This is a genomic window from Embleya sp. NPDC020630 (assembly GCF_044334985.1).
GTDB lineage: Bacteria > Actinomycetota > Actinomycetes > Streptomycetales > Streptomycetaceae > Embleya.
Genome location: NZ_JBIRUB010000001.1, coordinates 1,119,511 through 1,134,763 on the forward strand (window position 1 = coordinate 1,119,511; position 15,253 = coordinate 1,134,763).

Genomic DNA, 15,253 nt, shown 5'->3' on the forward strand with positions numbered 1-15,253 from the left:
CTCATTCGTAAGGAGAAAACGCTCGTGACCGAGCGCGTCGTACTCGCCTATTCCGGAGGTCTAGACACCTCCGTCTGTATCCCATGGATCGCCGAGGAGACCGGCGCCGAGGTCATCGCGGTGGCCGTCGACGTCGGCCAGAACGGCGAGGACCTGGACATCATCCGCAAGCGGGCACTGGCCTGCGGCGCGGTCGAGGCCGAGGTCGCGGACGCCCGCGACGAGTTCGCCGACGGCTACTGCCTGCCGGCCATCCGGGCCAACGCGCTCTACATGGACCGCTACCCGCTGGTCTCCGCGCTGTCTCGGCCGGTGATCGTCAAGCACCTGGTCGCCGCCGCGCGGAAGCACGGCGCGACCACGGTCGCGCACGGCTGCACCGGCAAGGGCAACGACCAGGTCCGCTTCGAGGTGGGCATCTCCTCCCTCGCCCCCGACCTGACGTGCATCGCCCCGGTCCGCGACTACGCGATGACCAGGGACAAGGCGATCGCCTTCGCCGAGGCGAAGAACCTGCCGATCGTCACCACGAAGAAGTCGCCGTACTCGATCGACCAGAACGTCTTCGGGCGGGCCGTGGAAACCGGCTTCCTGGAGGACATCTGGAACGCGCCGATCGAGGACGTGTACGAGTACACGCGAAACCCGGCCGACGCGCGGGACGCCGACGAGGTGGTGATCACCTTCGAGCACGGCGCGCCGGTGGCCGTCGACGGCCGCGAGGTCACCGTGCTCCAGGCGATCGAGGAGCTGAACCGGCGGGCGGGCGCGCAGGGTGTGGGCCGGATCGACATGGTCGAGGACCGGCTGGTCGGCATCAAGAGCCGCGAGGTCTACGAGGCACCGGGCGCGATCGCGCTGATCACCGCGCACCAGGAGCTGGAGAACGTCACCGTCGAGCGCGAACTGGCCCGCTACAAGCGCACCGTCGAGCAGCGCTGGGCCGAACTGGTCTACGACGGCCTGTGGTTCTCCCCGCTCAAGCGGGCTCTCGACGGCTTCGTCGCCGAGGCCAACCGGCACGTGTCCGGCGACATCCGGATGACCCTGCACGGCGGGCGGGCCGTGGTCACCGGTCGGCGCAGCGACCAGTCGCTCTACGACTTCAACCTGGCCACCTACGACACCGGCGACACGTTCGACCAGTCGCAGGCCAAGGGCTTCATCGAGCTGTTCGGGCTCTCCGGCAAGATCGCGGCGCGTCGGGACGGTGCATCGTGACCGAGAACACCGACCGAGTGAGCCTGTGGGGCGGCCGTTTCTCCGGCGGCCCCTCCGAGGCTCTGGCCCTGCTCTCCGCCAGCGTGCACTTCGACTGGCGGCTCGCGCCGTACGACATCGCCGGCTCCCGGGCGCACGCCCGGGTCCTGCACGCGGCCGGACTGCTCACCGACGACGAGCTGACCCGCATGCTGGCCGGCCTGGACACGCTGCAAGAGCACGTCGAGTCCGGTGTCCTGGTCGCCACGATCGCCGACGAGGACGTGCACACCGCGCTGGAGCGCGGCCTGCTCGACATCCTCGGCCCCGACCTGGGCGGCAAGCTGCGCGCGGGCCGCTCGCGCAACGACCAGATCGCCACCCTGGGCCGGATGTACCTGCGCGACCACGCGCGGATCCTGGGCCGGCTGCTCGCCGACCTCCAGGAGGCGCTGATCGAGCAGGCCGCCGCGCATCCCGACGCGGTGATGCCGGGCCGCACCCACCTCCAGCACGCCCAGCCGGTGTTGCTCGCGCACCACCTGCTCGCCCACGTGCAGGCCTTCGCGCGCGATGCCGACCGGCTGCGCGACTGGGACCGGCGCGCCGACGTGTCGGCGTACGGGTCCGGCGCGCTCGCCGGGTCCTCCCTCGGGCTCGACCCCGAGTCGGTGGCCCGCGACCTCGGCTTCTCCGCGTCCGCGGCGAACTCGATCGACGGCACCGCCTCGCGCGACTTCGCCGCCGAGTTCGCGTTCGTCACCGCGATGCTCGGGGTGAACCTGTCCCGGCTGGCCGAGGAGATCATCGTGTGGAACACGAAGGAGTTCTCCTTCGTGACGCTCGACGACGCCTTCTCCACCGGTTCCTCGATCATGCCGCAGAAGAAGAACCCCGACATCGCGGAGCTGGCGCGCGGCAAGTCGGGCCGGCTGATCGGCAACCTGACCGGGTTGATGGCCACCCTGAAGGCGCTGCCGCTGGCCTACAACCGCGACCTCCAGGAGGACAAGGAGCCGGTCTTCGACTCGTGCGACACGCTCGAAGTCCTGCTTCCGGCGTTCACCGGGATGATCGCCACGCTCACCTTCCACCGCGAGCGGCTGGCCGAACTGGCGCCGGCCGGCTTCTCGTTGGCCACCGACATCGCCGAGTGGCTGGTCCGCCGCGGCACTCCGTTCCGGGTGGCGCACGAGGTGGCCGGCGCGTGTGTGAAGTACTGCGAGCCGCGCGGGATCGAGCTGTGGGACCTGACCGACGATCAACTCGCGGAGATCTCGCCGGAGTTGACCCCGGAGGTGCGCTCGGTACTGACCGTGTCCGGCTCGGTCGCCTCGCGTGACGGACGCGGGGGCACCGCCCCGGTCCGGGTCGCCGAGCAACTCGGCGAGCTTCGGGCGGACCTGGCCGGCCAGCGCAAGTGGGCCGGCGTGTAGCGCCGTACGGCACCGGGATCGACCTGAGACGATGGGCCCGCAACCTCCGGGGGGAGGTGGCGGGCCCATCGTCGTGTCCGCATGTCGGGGGCGTCCGGTTTCGGCGTGGTTGCACGAGTGTGAGCGGAAGTTGCGATTCCAGTCCCAATTGTGAAATCGCGGTTACCAAAAGCGATTGCGCGTGTTCGCTCCGTTGATTCCGTACTAGGGTCGGTTCACATCGAGGGGAGGGATCGGCATGCTCGATCACCTGCGTCGAATACGTTCCCAGGGGGAGAAGTCCGCCGCCATGCTGGCGGATCTGCCGGTCGGCGCGCTGCTGCGCAGTGTTCCCCCCTCGGTGGGCTTCGGGGTGCGCTCCTATGTGCGGTCGTTGCGCGCCGAGCGGCGCCGATATCCCGAGATGCCCACCGTGTTCCCCACCCCGGGACTGGTCTCCGCGGCCTTCCTGGACGAACTCGTGGTGGCCGTCCTGGCCGGCGGCCGGCTGTCCCCGGACCCCGAGGACGCCCAGCGGATCCGGACCGAGATCGCCGACGCGCTGGCCAAGTTCCGCGCCGAGGGCTACCTCGACGATCCGACCCGCTTCCATCCCGAACCGCCCGCCCCGGAGGACCCGGTGCTCCGGGACCGGCTCTACGGCACCATCGGCTACGAGCAACTGACCTTCGACAGCGGGTACATGCCCCGCGCCGGGGTGCCGGGGGCCACCCGGTGGCAGGGCGCGGGCGCGAATCAGCGGGTGTGGGCGTACGTACTGCGCCACCCCGGTGCGCCCCGGCCGTGGCTGGTGAACCTGCACGGCTTCGGCATGGGCCGACCCGGCGACCTGGCCGCGTTCCGCTCGCCGCGGCTGCACCGCGAACTCGGCGTCAACGTGATCCACCCGGTGCTGCCCATGCACGGGCCGCGCAAGAGCACGCGCACCCACGACGGCACGTTCATCTCGTTCGACTACCTCGGCAACGTGCACGGCCTGGGACAGGCCGTGTGGGACGTGCGCCGCTGCCTGGACTGGGTGCGCGCGCAGGGCGACGCCGACACCCCCGTCGCCGTGCACGGGCTCTCGCTGGGCGCCTACGTCGCCGCCCTGGTCGCGGGCCTGGAGGACCTGGACTGCGTGGTCGTCGGCGTGCCCTCGGTCGACATGGCGTGGGTGATGTCGCACCACGTACCCGGGGACATCGAGCGCGAGGTGCGCGCGGCGGGCCTGCTCGGCGCGGACGCCGAGACGGTCCACCGCGTGGTCTCGCCGCTGGCGGTGACGCCCCGGGTGCCGCTGGAGCGGCGCTTCGTCTACGCCGGCCTGGCCGATCGGATGGCCACGCCGCAGCAGGCGTATCGGCTCTGGAAGCACTGGGAGGAACCATCCGTCTGCTGGTACCGCGGCTCGCACATCGGAGCCGTGTGGAACCGGCAGGCGCACCGCTTCATCGAGGATGCCCTGACCTCGTCGGGCATCGGGAGGAGGAATACCTGGTGAAGCTCTCCGGTCTGGATTCGGCATTCCTGGCCCTGGAGTCGCAGGAGTGGCCGGCGCACGTCGTCTGCCTGACCATCGTCGACGCCTCGGACACCGGGGGCCGCGTCGACCGCGCCGCGTTCGCGCGCACGTTGGCCGCCCGGCTGCCCCGACTGCCGCTGCTGCGCCGCAAACTGGTCCGCGGCCCGTGGGGTCTGGCCCGGCCGCACTGGGTCGAGGACCCCGACTTCGAGCTGGGCAACCACCTGCGTCGGGCCACCCTGGCGGCTCCCGGCGGCCGGCGTGAACTGACCGCCATGGCCGAGGAGATCTACCGCCACCGCTTGGACCGCGACCGCCCGCTGTGGGAGTGGTGGATCGTCGACGGCCTGGAGAACGGGCGGGTCGCGCACCTGTGGAAGGTGCATCACGCGTGCATCGACGGGCGCTCCGGCGCCGCGATGCAGGAGATCTTCTTCGACGCCGTCCCGAACCCGCCGGACGAGCAGGCGCCCGCGCCGGTGCCCGCGCCGAGCGAGCCGGGCGGTGTACCCGAGGGGTGGGAGGCGATCCGCGAGGGCGCACTCTCGCTGGCCGGCACGCCCGTGCGGGTGGGCCGGCAACTCGGCCGCCTGGGACAGGGCGTGCTGCAGGCCGCGCTGACCGGGCGGCTGGGCCGGGCGCTGCCGCTGAACGTGCCCAGGACCCGGTTCAACGCGCCGATCGGCCCGCGGCGGGCGTACGGCTTTTGCAGCGTCTCGCTCTCCGACGTCAAGCTGGTCAAGAACGCCTTCGGGGTCAAGGTCAACGACGTGGTGCTCGCGATGGTGGCCGGCGCGCTGCGCGAACACCTGGACGCCCTGGGCGAGTTGCCCGAGCGGGAACTGGTCGCCACGGTGCCGGTGGACGCCACGCACGGCGGCGAGCGGGCCGGCGGCAACCTGATCACCGGGATGCTGGTGGGGTTGGCCACCGACGTGGCCGAGCCCGGTCAGCGACTGCTGTGCGTGCACGAGAACTCCGACGCGGCCAAGGCCGTACAGAGCGCGATGGGCAGCGAGTTGCTCACGGGACTGGCCGAGGCGCCGCCACCGGCGCTGCTCGGGGCGCTCGGCGGGCTCTACCGCGAGGCCCGACTCGCGTCCGTGTTGCCGGCGTTGTGCAACGTCACGGTCTCGAACGTGCCCGGTCCGCGCAGGCCGCTGTATGCCCACGGGCAGCGAGTGGAGGCGTTTCATTCGATGGGGATCATCGCCGACGGCTTCGGACTGTTCATCGGTGGCATGAGCTACGACGACCGGATCGACATCGGTGTGCTGGCCGATCGGGACGCGCTGCCGGACCCGTTCGCCCTGGCGGACGCCATCGTCGAGCAGTTGAACCACCTGTTGAAGGCGGCGGACGAGGTCGCGCCGCCGCGCCCGACGCGGGATCTGCCGGTCGAACCCTCCGGCGCGGGTGACCCGGAGGGCCGGGCGGGCGGGGCCGCCGCCGTGCCCAAGGTGCCCGGTCCGCGACGGGTCGAGGAGGATCGTGCGGTCGAGGCCGCCGGGTTCGAGGCGGGTCGCGCGTGAGCAGGACGGCACTGGTCACCGGCGCCAACTCCGGGCTCGGCCTGGCCACCGTGCTGGCGCTGGCCCGGGCGGGCGTGGACACCGTCGGCAGTGTGCGTACGGCGGCCAAGGCCGAGTCGGTCCTGGCCGCGGCGGACGCGGCCGGAGTCGAAGTGCGCACCGTGCTCTTGGACGTCACCGACGCGGCCGGCGGCAAGGACGTGATCGAGCGGGTTCGTCCCGACATCCTGGTCAACAACGCCGGCGGCACCTCGTTCGCCCCCGTGCTCGACGTGTCGGAGGAGGACGCCCGCCACCAGCTGGAGACCGCGCTGTTCGGCCCGATGCGGCTGGCCCGCTTCGCCGTTCCGCACATGCGCGAGCGCGGGTGGGGCCGGGTGGTGCAGATCTCCTCGCTGGCCGGGCGGATCTCGTATCCGCTGCTCGGCTGGTATCAGGCCGGGAAGCACGCGATGGAGGCGGCGTCCGACGCGCTTCGGGTGGAGCTGGCCGGGGCCGGGATCGACGTCGTGGTGGTCTCGCCCGGCGGCTTCCGCAGCGGCGCCACCGAGGAGATGGCCGACGCGGTCGAGCGCCATCGCGGCACCGCGTTCGCGACCGCGTTCCGCCGGATGGACCTGGGCTTTTCGATCATGAAGCCGCTGTGGAGCGAGCCGGAGACGGTCGCCGACACGATTGCCCTGGCCGCCACCACGAAGTCGCCGAGGTCACGCTACGTGGTCGGGGCCGACGCACACCTGACGCTGCTCGTGCACCAGGTCACCGAACCGTTCGCGATGGTGCGCGCGCTCAAGGAGGGAGTCGTCCGCCGCGTCACGGGTCTGTAGCCGGCCGGGCCTCGGCCCGGAACGGGCGTGCGCGCCGCGCGTACCGGCCACATCGTGCGTTTCGCGACCTTCATTTTTCCGGCGATTCACCCCATCGGGCGCACTTCGTCGAACACGCTGCCTGAACGCCGGATTGCGCGTAGGTGAGGGCCGGGTAGAAGTCCGGGAAAAGCCGTGTGGAACAGTGACGAATGCAGTGTTCACGCGCGTGTTCGAGAAGGGGACAACCCTCCCCCTTCGCACCGGGCACGGGGCTCGACGCTGCGGCACACACATCCGCGCGGTGATCAGGGCGATCAGGGGAGCAATCCGATGGGGCAGAACGTGGGTATCGGCACGGCGGACGTATCCGACGCCGAGCAGATTCTCAAGCTTCAGTACCTCTGTTACCAGGGCGAGGCCGCCCTCTACAACGACTACGGCATCGAGCCGCTGACGCAGAGCCTGGAGAGCCTGCGCGCCGAGTTCGAGACGCACACCGTGCTGGTGGCGCGCCTGGGCGAGGAAGTCGTCGGCTCGGTGCGCGGCACCATCGACGACGGCGTGGCCCGCATCGGCAAACTGATCGTGCACCCCCGACTGCAGCGGCACATGCTCGGCACCCGGTTGCTGCGCGCGATCGAGGCGAAACTCGCCGACGCCGCCGAGTACGAGCTGTTCACCGGCCACCGCAGCGAGAACAACCTGCGGCTGTACGAACGCCTCGGCTACGTCTCCGGCCGGATCGAGAAGGTCAGCCCCCGGCTGAGCCTGGTCTACCTGCGCAAGACCGCCGTCCTCGCGGCCTGATCGACGCCCGCGGGGCGAGAAGCACCCCCGAAGCCCCGGCGACCATGGAATCCATGGTCGCCGGGGCTTCGTCGGCTTCGGTCGCAGGTGCTCGGCGGGATGACATTTCCATTGCGAGGCGTGTGTCTGCTTTAATCGGATCATGTTCACGACGGCTCACATCTCCGGCACCGCGGCTACCGCCACGGGTTGTCGTTGCATGCGCCGTTCGTGTCAGATGTGTCGAATGTGTGGCTGTTGAGGATTTGAGGGCCTGATCCCTCTCCCGGGCCGAGCGCTCCGCGCCCCCGGTGCAACCCCCGCCACGCCCCCTGTGTGATCGAGTCGCGCGGCCCTTCGTCGGGCCCGATTCGGCACGCACATCCCCCGAGGACTTCACGGTGATCCGTACCACTGCCCTGAGCAAGGTCTATCGCAGCCGAGAACGGCAGGTGACCGCGCTCGACGGGGTCGACCTGCACGTGCGCGAAGGCGAGATCTTCGGTGTGCTCGGCCGCAGCGGCGCCGGCAAGAGCACCCTGATCCGTTGCGTCAACCTCCTGGAGCGCCCCACGTCGGGCACCGTCGAGGTGGGCGGGCGCGAGCTGACCTCGCTGTCGGCGAGTGCGCTGCGCGCCGAGCGGCGCGGCATCGGGATGATCTTCCAGCACTTCAACCTCCTCTCCAGCCGCACCGTCGCCGGGAACGTCGCGGTACCGCTGGAGATCGCGGGGGTGCCGCGCCGGGACCGGGCCCGCCGGGTCGCGGAACTGCTCGACCTGGTCGGCCTCGCCGAGCACGCCAAGGCGTACCCCGCGCAGTTGTCCGGCGGGCAGAAGCAGCGGGTGGGCATCGCCCGCGCGCTCGCCGCCGAACCGCGCGTACTGCTGTCCGACGAGGCCACCTCGGCGCTCGACCCGGAGACCACCCGCTCGATCCTGGCCCTGCTGCGCGACCTGCGCGATCGACTCGGCCTGACCATCCTGCTGATCACCCACGAGATGGACGTGGTCAAGAACATCTGCGACTCGGCCGCGCTGATGGAGGGCGGCCGGATCGTCGAGTCGGGGACGGTGCCCGAGCTGCTCGGCCGCTCCGACTCGCGGCTGGCCCGGGAGATGTTCCCGCTGGGTACGCCCGCCGTGCTCGCGGGCCGCACGCTGGTCGACATCACCTTCCGCGGTGAGGAGACGGCGCAGCCGTTCATCTCCACCCTCGCGCGCACCTACAACGTCGACGTCAACGTGCTGGGCGCGGCCGTGGAAAGCGTCGGCGGGCGGCAGATCGGCCGGATGCGGATCTCGCTCGACGGCACCTTCGAGCGCAACGTGGTGCCGATCGGCTACCTGCGCGAGCAGGGCCTCCAGGTCGACGTGATCGACGAGGCCGACGCCGAGTCGGGGACCGACCACACCACATCGGACGCCGACGTCGCCGCCGCCGACGGCGTGGCGCTCGCGGGCAAGGAGCTCTGACGATGACCTGGTCCGAAATGCGGCCACTGCTGGAGACGGCCACCCAGGAGACGTTGTACATGGTCGGCGTCGCGACGCTGATCACCGTACTGATCGGCCTGCCGATCGGGCTCCTGCTCGTGCTCACCGACCGCGGCGGGCCGTTGTCCTTCGCGCCGGCGAACAAGCTGCTCGGCCTGGTGGTCAACGTGGGGCGGTCGATTCCGTTCCTGATCCTGCTCGTCGCGCTGATCCCGTTCACCCGCTGGGTGACCGGGACCACCATCGGCACCGACGCCGCGATCGTGCCGCTGACCGTGGGCGCCATCCCGTTCTTCGCCCGCCTGGTGGAGACCGCGGTGCGTGAGGTGGACCGGGGCCTGATCGAGGCCGCCCAGTCGATGGGCGCGGGCACGTTCACCGTCGTGCGCAAGGTGCTCGTGCGCGAGGCGGTGCCGTCGATCATCTCCGCGATCACCGTGACCGTCGTCGCGATCGTCGGCTACTCCGCGATGGCGGGTGTGGTCGGCGGCGGCGGGCTCGGCGACCTGGCCATCCGCTATGGCTACCAACGCTTCGAGACGAACCTGATGCTCGTCACCATCGCGGTGCTCGTGGTCCTGGTTCAACTCGTGCAATTCCTCGGCGACCTGCTCTCCCGCAGGCTCGCCCACCGCTAGACACGCGGCACTTCGCCCGCGCCACCGTACGACGCGAGGCATTCCGCCCGCGTACACCGCACCACCAGGAAAGGCACTCTTCGTGCGTATCAACAAGTTTGTCGCCATCTCCGCCGTCGCCGCCCTCGGACTCGGTCTCGCCGCCTGCGGCAGCGACGACAAGAAGGGCTCGTCCGCCTCCGACCCGCTCAAGGTCGCCGCCTCCGCCGTCCCGCACGCGCAGATCCTGAAGTACATCAAGGACAACCTCGCCGCGAAGGAGGGCCTGAAGCTGGAGATCAAGGAGTTCTCGGACTACACCCAGCAGAACCCGGCCCTGGACGAGGGCGCGGTCGACGCCAACTTCTTCCAGCACAAGCCGTATCTGGCGGAGTACAACAAGGAGAAGGGCAAGAGCCTGACCCCGGTGGTGCCGGTGCACCTGGAGCCGCTGGCGCTCTACTCCAAGAACGTCAAGTCGCTCGCCGAGCTGAAGGAGGGCGCGACCATCGCGTTCCCGAACGACGCCACCAACGGCGGTCGTGCGCTCAAGCTGCTCGCCGACAACGGGGTGATCAAGCTCAAGGACGGCGCGACCACCACGGCGACCGAGAAGGACATCGCCGACAACCCGAAGAAGCTCAAGTTCAAGGCGATCGAGGCGGCGCAGCTGCCCCGCGCGCTGGACGACGTGGACGGCGCGGTGATCAACGGCAACTACGCGCTGGACGCGGGGTTGACCCCGGGCAAGAACGGCATCGCGGTGGAGAAGGCCGACAACAACCCCTACGCGAACGTCCTGGTGGTCAAGAAGGGCAAGGACACCGACCCGCGCGTGCAGAAGCTGGCGAAGCTGCTGAACTCGCCCGAGGTGAAGAAGTACATCGCCGACGAGTACAAGGGCAACGTGCTCGCCGCGTTCTGATCCCGGCGGCGTGATCCCACCGCCCGCGCCGCGGCGCACACCCACCACGGCCCCCGCCCGATTCATCCGGCGGGGGCCGTGGCGCGTTTCGGGGCATGTGAGAGGGTGTGGCCGACAGCAGGGAAGGAATCCGGCGGATCGCGCGGAGCACCTTCGGGCCCGGTGTCGAGGTGGGTTCGCGGCCGTATCGGACGCGGACCACACCTCGATGCCGGTACATCCGAAGGCGGCGGCGCGATGCGGCAACCCGGAGCGGTCCCGCCACTGTGAACGCACGCCCTCGGGCGGGCGTGAGCCAGAGACTTGCCGCTGTCCGGGACCCCGAACGCGGGTCCCGCCACCGACCAGGGCGTGGACACCCGAGGGAGGCCGACGGCGCATGCCTGCGTGCTTGATACCGATGTTCCCGGCGATCGTCGTACCGATGGGTACGGTACGGACATCCGAAGACGGATCGACGACGCCGGGCCGGCGCCGATGAGCGCCGCCTACCCGTTCTCCGCCATCGTCGGACTGGCCGACCTGCGCCTGGCCCTGGTGTTGAACGCGGTCTCGCCCGCGGTCGGCGGGGTGCTGGTGCGGGGCGAGAAGGGCACCGCCAAGTCGACCATGGTGCGTGCGCTGGCGAGCCAGCTGCCCGAGGTCGCGGTGGTGCCGGGGTGCCGCTTCTCCTGCGAACCGGTTCGACCGGACGAGCACTGCCCCGACGGCCCGCACGATCCCGCCGTCGGCGGCGTCTCGCGCGCCGCGCGTCTGGTGGAACTGCCGGTCGGCGCCAGCGAGGACCGGCTGGCCGGCTCACTGGACATCGAACGTGCGCTCACCGAGGGCGTCAAGGCGTACGAACCCGGGCTGCTGGCCGCCGCGCATCGGGGCGTGTTGTACGTCGACGAGGTCAACCTGCTGCACGACCACCTCGTGGACCTGCTCCTGGACGCGGCGGCGATGGGCACCTCGCACGTGGAGCGCGAGGGGGTGTCCGTGCGGCACGCCGCGCGGTTCCTGCTCGTGGGCACGATGAACCCGGAAGAGGGCGAGCTGCGGCCGCAGTTGCTGGACCGGTTCGGGCTGACCGTGGAGGTGGCGGCGAGCCGGGAGCCGCGCGAGCGGGCCGAGGTGGTGCGGCGCCGGTTGGCGTACGAGGCCGACCCGGACGGGTTCGCGGCGCGGTGGGCGGACGAGGACGCGGCGTTGGCCGGCCGGATCCTGGCCGCCCGGAAGGTGCTGGCCGACGTGCGGTTGCCGGACGCCGAGCTGGAGCGGATCGCCCGGGTGTGCGCGTCGTTCGAGGTGGACGGGATGCGGGCGGACCTGGTCACGGCGCGTACCTCGATCGCGCTGGCCGCCTGGCACGGGCGGACCGAGGTCACGGCGGAGGACGTGCGGCAGGCCGCGCTGTTGGCGCTGCCGCACCGGCGGCGACGCAATCCGTTCGACGCGCCCGGGTTGGATGAGGCGCTGCTCGATGAGGCGTTGCGGGATCCGGAGGAGCCGGAGCCCGAGCCGGAGCCGGAACCGGACGGGGATGGGCCGGACGGGGGCGGGGAGCCGCCGGCGGGGGCGGATGGGTCGCAGCGGTCGGACGGTGCGGACCGGGCGGACGGCTCGGACGGGGCAGACGGCTCGGACCGGGCGGACGGGTCGGGGGCCGACGGGTCGAAGTCGACCGAGGCGACGCCGAGTTCGGCGCCCGGTACCGAGGATGCTCCGGTGGCGGGGGCGCCGAGCGCTTCGGACGGTGGGCGGGAGCAGGCCGCGGTGGCGGCGGCCGAGCCGTATCGCACCCGGCTGTTCGCGGTACCCGGGGTCGGGCAGGGCGCGGCCGGGCGCCGGTCGCGCGCGCGGACCGCGAGCGGGCGTACCACCGGCGCGCAGGTCGCCGCGGGGCGGGTGACCCGGCTGCATGTCGCGGCCACGGTGCGGGCGGCGGCGCTGCACCAGAAGGCGCGCGGACGTACCGGCGCGGGGCTGCTGCTGCGGCGCACGGATCTGCGTGAGGCGGTCCGTGAGGGGCGCGAGGGCAACCTCGTGCTGTTCGTGGTGGACGCGTCCGGGTCGATGGCGGCACGCAAGCGTATGCAGGCGGTCAAGGGCGCGGTGTTGTCCCTGTTGCTGGACGCCTATCAGCGGCGGGACAAAGTCGGGCTGGTGACCTTCCGGGGCGCGGGCGCGTCGTTGGCGTTGCCGCCGACGTCGTCGGTGGAGATCGGCGCGGCTCGGCTGGCGGCGTTGCCGACCGGGGGGCGTACGCCCGTGGGGGCCGGGTTGTTGCGGGCGCACGAGACGTTGCGGGTGGAGCGGCTGCGGGATCCGCTGCGTCGGCCGCTGCTCGTGGTGGTCACCGATGGGCGGGCCACGGGTGGGCGGGACGCGCTGGGGGAGAGCCGGCGGGCGGCTCGGCTGTTGGCGGCCGGGGGTGTCGCGTCGTTGGTGGTGGACTGCGAGAGCGGCCCGGTGCGGTTGGGCCTGGCGGCCCGGCTTGCCGGGGATCTGGGCGGGCCGGTGGTGACGTTGGACGAACTCGCGGGGGAGGGGCTGGCGGGGCTGGTGCGGGATGTGCGCTCGGTGGCGTGACGTGGTTGGTCCTCATACCTACGCCGGACGGGCCGGGTTGGGGCTGGTTCGGGCTTCGGGAGGCGGGCTGCGCCCTGCTTTGTCCTCAGGCGCCGGACGGGCTGATTTTGGATGGGTTGGGCGGGTTGGGATGCGGTTCTCGGGCGCCTGCGGTGAGCGTCCTCAAGCGCCGGACGGGCTGAAGTCGTTGGCTTGGGCGGCTCGGGTTGCGGGTTTCGGGTGCTTGCGGTCTCAAGTGCCGGATGGGCTGAATCGGTTGGCCTGGGGCTTTGCTTTGGGTCTTTGGGTTGAGGGAGAGCGTTGTGCCGCAGGGTGTTCCCGTGCATGTGCCGGCTGATGGGCTGACTACGCGTCAGCGGCGGAATCGGGCGTTGGTTGTCGTGCATACCGGGGCCGGCAAGGGGAAGTCGACGGCCGCCTTCGGGCTTGCCCTGCGGGGGTGGAATCAGGGGTGGGCGGTCGGGGTGTTCCAGTTTGTGAAGTCGGCCAAGTGGAAGGTCGGCGAGGAGAGTGTGTTGCGCACCCTCGGGCGTTTGCACGACGAGACCGGGGAGGGTGGGCCGGTCACCTGGCACAAGATGGGTGAGGGCTGGTCCTGGATCCAGCGCGAGGGCACGCAGGAGGACCACGCGGAGGCGGCTCGGCAGGGCTGGGAGCAGATCAAGCGGGACCTGGCCGCGGAGACGTATCGGGTGTACGTGCTCGACGAGTTCACCTATCCGATGAAGTGGGGCTGGGTGGATGTGGACGAGGTGGTCGCGGTGTTGCGGGATCGACCCGGCAGCCAGCACGTGGTGATCACCGGTCGCGACGCCGATCCGCGCCTGATCGAGGCCGCCGACCTGGTCACCGAGATGACCAAGATCAAGCACCCGATGGACGCCGGGCAAAAGGGTCAGCGGGGTATCGAGTGGTGAGTGCTCCGCCGCGGGTGGTGATCGCCGCGCCCGCCTCGGGGCATGGGAAGACCACCGTCGCCACCGGGCTGATCGCCGCGTTCACCCGACGCGGGGACGTCGTGTCGCCGCACAAGGTGGGGCCGGATTACATCGATCCCGGGTATCACGCGTTGGCCGCCGGTCGGGTCGGGCGCAACCTCGATCCGTTCCTGGTCGGGGAGGAGCGGATCGGGTCGCTGTTCGCGCATGGCGCGCGCGGTGCCGATCTGGCCGTGATCGAGGGCGTGATGGGGCTGTTCGACGGCGCCGCCGGGCGTGGTGGATACGCCTCCACCGCGCATGTCGCGCGGTTGCTCGGCGCGCCGGTGGTGCTGGTCGTGGACGCGCGGGCGCAGAGCCGTTCGGTGGCCGCGCTCGTGCGCGGGTTCGACACTTTCGAGCCGGCCGTGGGCGTGGCCGGGGTGATCCTGAACCGGGTCGGCTCGGACCGGCACGAGAGCATGCTGCGCGAGGCGCTGGACGAGATCGGCATGCCCGTCCTGGGCGTGCTGCGCCGGCACGACTCGATCGCCAAACCCGCCCGGCACCTGGGCCTGGTCCCGGTCGCCGAGCGGCAGGCGGACGCGGTGCGCACCGTGCAGGCGCTCGGCGAACTGATCGCGCGCAGCGTGGACTTGGCCGCCGTGCGGCGGATCGCGGCGGGTGCGGGTGCGCTGCCGGACGCGCCGTGGGACGCGGCCCGGGAGGTCGGCGGCCCGGTTGCCGGGCGGCCGAGAATCGCCCTCGCGGGCGGCTCGGCGTTCACCTTCGCCTATGCCGAGACCGCCGAACTGCTGAGCGCGGCCGGGGCCGAGGTGGTCACCGTCGACCCGCTGCGCGACGAGCGGTTGCCCGAGCGGACCGCGGGTCTGGTGGTGGGCGGCGGGTTTCCCGAGGTGTACGCGGCCGAGTTGGCGGCGAACGCGACGCTGCGCGCGGACGTGGTGGCGCTGGCCGGGCGCGGCGGGCCGATCGCGGCGGAGTGCGCGGGGCTGCTGTACCTGGCCCGGAGCCTGGACGGGGCGCCGATGTGCGGGGTGTTGCCCGCCGAGGCGCGGATGACCGAGCGGCTGACCCTGGGCTATCGCGAGGCGACGGCGGCGCACGACTCGGTGCTCGCGGCGACCGGACGGGTGGTGCGCGGACACGAGTTCCATCGCACCACGCTCACCCCGAGAGCGGGCGGCCGGCCGGCGTGGAGCCTGGGGGAGACGGGCTTCGAGGGGCATGTCGTGGGGTCGGTGCACGCGTCGTACCTGCACACCCACTGGGCGGGCGCGCCGTACCTGGCCCGGCGGTTCGTCGACGCGTGTGCGGCGGCTGCGGGGACGGGTGTGACCTCGGTGGCCGGGGAGGGAGTCACTCTCGGTGCGTGATCGGCGCAACCTCGGGTGGGGAAGACGACGTCGTGTCGGGTACGGGCGCCCGGTCATGGG

At 71.5% G+C, this 15,253-nt stretch carries 12 protein-coding genes; all 12 read left to right on the plus strand.

Annotated features, from left to right (window positions below):
* Nucleotides 1-24: 24 nt before the first annotated feature.
* The 12 genes from ACH4XV_RS04560 (at nucleotide 25) to ACH4XV_RS04615 (ending at nucleotide 15,193) form a co-directional block, all read left to right on the plus strand.
* On the plus strand, nucleotides 25-1,221 hold the full coding sequence (locus tag ACH4XV_RS04560; RefSeq protein WP_395786763.1) for an argininosuccinate synthase: 1,197 nt from the start codon (nucleotides 25-27) through the stop codon (nucleotides 1,219-1,221).
* A complete protein-coding gene (argH, locus tag ACH4XV_RS04565; RefSeq protein WP_395786764.1) occupies nucleotides 1,218-2,636 on the plus strand; it encodes an argininosuccinate lyase in 1,419 nt (472 codons plus the stop codon). The genes ACH4XV_RS04560 and argH overlap by 4 nt, the downstream gene beginning before the upstream one ends.
* Nucleotides 2,637-2,874: 238 nt before the next feature.
* Nucleotides 2,875-4,119 (plus strand): alpha/beta hydrolase family protein, encoded by a 1,245-nt coding sequence (locus tag ACH4XV_RS04570; RefSeq protein WP_395786765.1) that lies wholly within the window; start codon nucleotides 2,875-2,877, stop codon nucleotides 4,117-4,119.
* Nucleotides 4,116-5,672: a wax ester/triacylglycerol synthase family O-acyltransferase gene (locus tag ACH4XV_RS04575; protein ID WP_395786766.1), complete on the plus strand. Its 1,557-nt coding sequence runs from the start codon at nucleotides 4,116-4,118 to the stop codon at nucleotides 5,670-5,672. The genes ACH4XV_RS04570 and ACH4XV_RS04575 overlap by 4 nt, the downstream gene beginning before the upstream one ends.
* A complete protein-coding gene (locus ACH4XV_RS04580; RefSeq protein ID WP_395786767.1) occupies nucleotides 5,669-6,499 on the plus strand; it encodes an SDR family NAD(P)-dependent oxidoreductase in 831 nt (276 codons plus the stop codon). The genes ACH4XV_RS04575 and ACH4XV_RS04580 overlap by 4 nt, the downstream gene beginning before the upstream one ends.
* Nucleotides 6,500-6,811: 312 nt before the next feature.
* Nucleotides 6,812-7,288, plus strand: a complete 477-nt coding sequence (locus ACH4XV_RS04585) for a GNAT family N-acetyltransferase (RefSeq protein WP_078978635.1) — start codon at nucleotides 6,812-6,814, stop codon at nucleotides 7,286-7,288.
* Between the two features lie 380 nt (nucleotides 7,289-7,668).
* Nucleotides 7,669-8,742, plus strand: coding sequence for a methionine ABC transporter ATP-binding protein (locus tag ACH4XV_RS04590; RefSeq protein WP_395786768.1), 1,074 nt, complete (start codon nucleotides 7,669-7,671; stop codon nucleotides 8,740-8,742).
* 2 nt (nucleotides 8,743-8,744) lie between these two features.
* Entirely contained in the window at nucleotides 8,745-9,401 is a 657-nt protein-coding gene (locus ACH4XV_RS04595) for a methionine ABC transporter permease (RefSeq protein ID WP_078978636.1), read from the plus strand.
* A gap of 82 nt (nucleotides 9,402-9,483) precedes the next feature.
* Nucleotides 9,484-10,305: a MetQ/NlpA family ABC transporter substrate-binding protein gene (locus ACH4XV_RS04600; protein ID WP_395786769.1), complete on the plus strand. Its 822-nt coding sequence runs from the start codon at nucleotides 9,484-9,486 to the stop codon at nucleotides 10,303-10,305.
* Between the two features lie 477 nt (nucleotides 10,306-10,782).
* Nucleotides 10,783-12,879, plus strand: a complete 2,097-nt coding sequence (locus tag ACH4XV_RS04605) for a putative cobaltochelatase (RefSeq protein WP_395786770.1) — start codon at nucleotides 10,783-10,785, stop codon at nucleotides 12,877-12,879.
* Nucleotides 12,880-13,181: 302 nt separating this feature from the next.
* A complete protein-coding gene (gene cobO, locus ACH4XV_RS04610) occupies nucleotides 13,182-13,796 on the plus strand; it encodes a cob(I)yrinic acid a,c-diamide adenosyltransferase (protein ID WP_395786771.1) in 615 nt (204 codons plus the stop codon).
* Nucleotides 13,793-15,193, plus strand: a complete 1,401-nt coding sequence (locus tag ACH4XV_RS04615; protein ID WP_395786772.1) for a cobyrinate a,c-diamide synthase — start codon at nucleotides 13,793-13,795, stop codon at nucleotides 15,191-15,193. The genes cobO and ACH4XV_RS04615 overlap by 4 nt, the downstream gene beginning before the upstream one ends.
* Nucleotides 15,194-15,253: the final 60 nt, after the last annotated feature.

Bases quoted from the DNA above. Each gene is read 5' to 3' on its own strand.
- ACH4XV_RS04570 (WP_395786765.1), top strand. From the start codon at position 2,875: ATGCTCGATCACCTGCGTCGAATACGTTCCCAGGGGGAGAAGTCCGCC.
- ACH4XV_RS04585 (WP_078978635.1), top strand. From the start codon at position 6,812: ATGGGGCAGAACGTGGGTATCGGCACGGCGGACGTATCCGACGCCGAG.
- ACH4XV_RS04595 (WP_078978636.1), top strand. From the start codon at position 8,745: ATGACCTGGTCCGAAATGCGGCCACTGCTGGAGACGGCCACCCAGGAG.
- ACH4XV_RS04605 (WP_395786770.1), top strand. From the start codon at position 10,783: ATGAGCGCCGCCTACCCGTTCTCCGCCATCGTCGGACTGGCCGACCTG.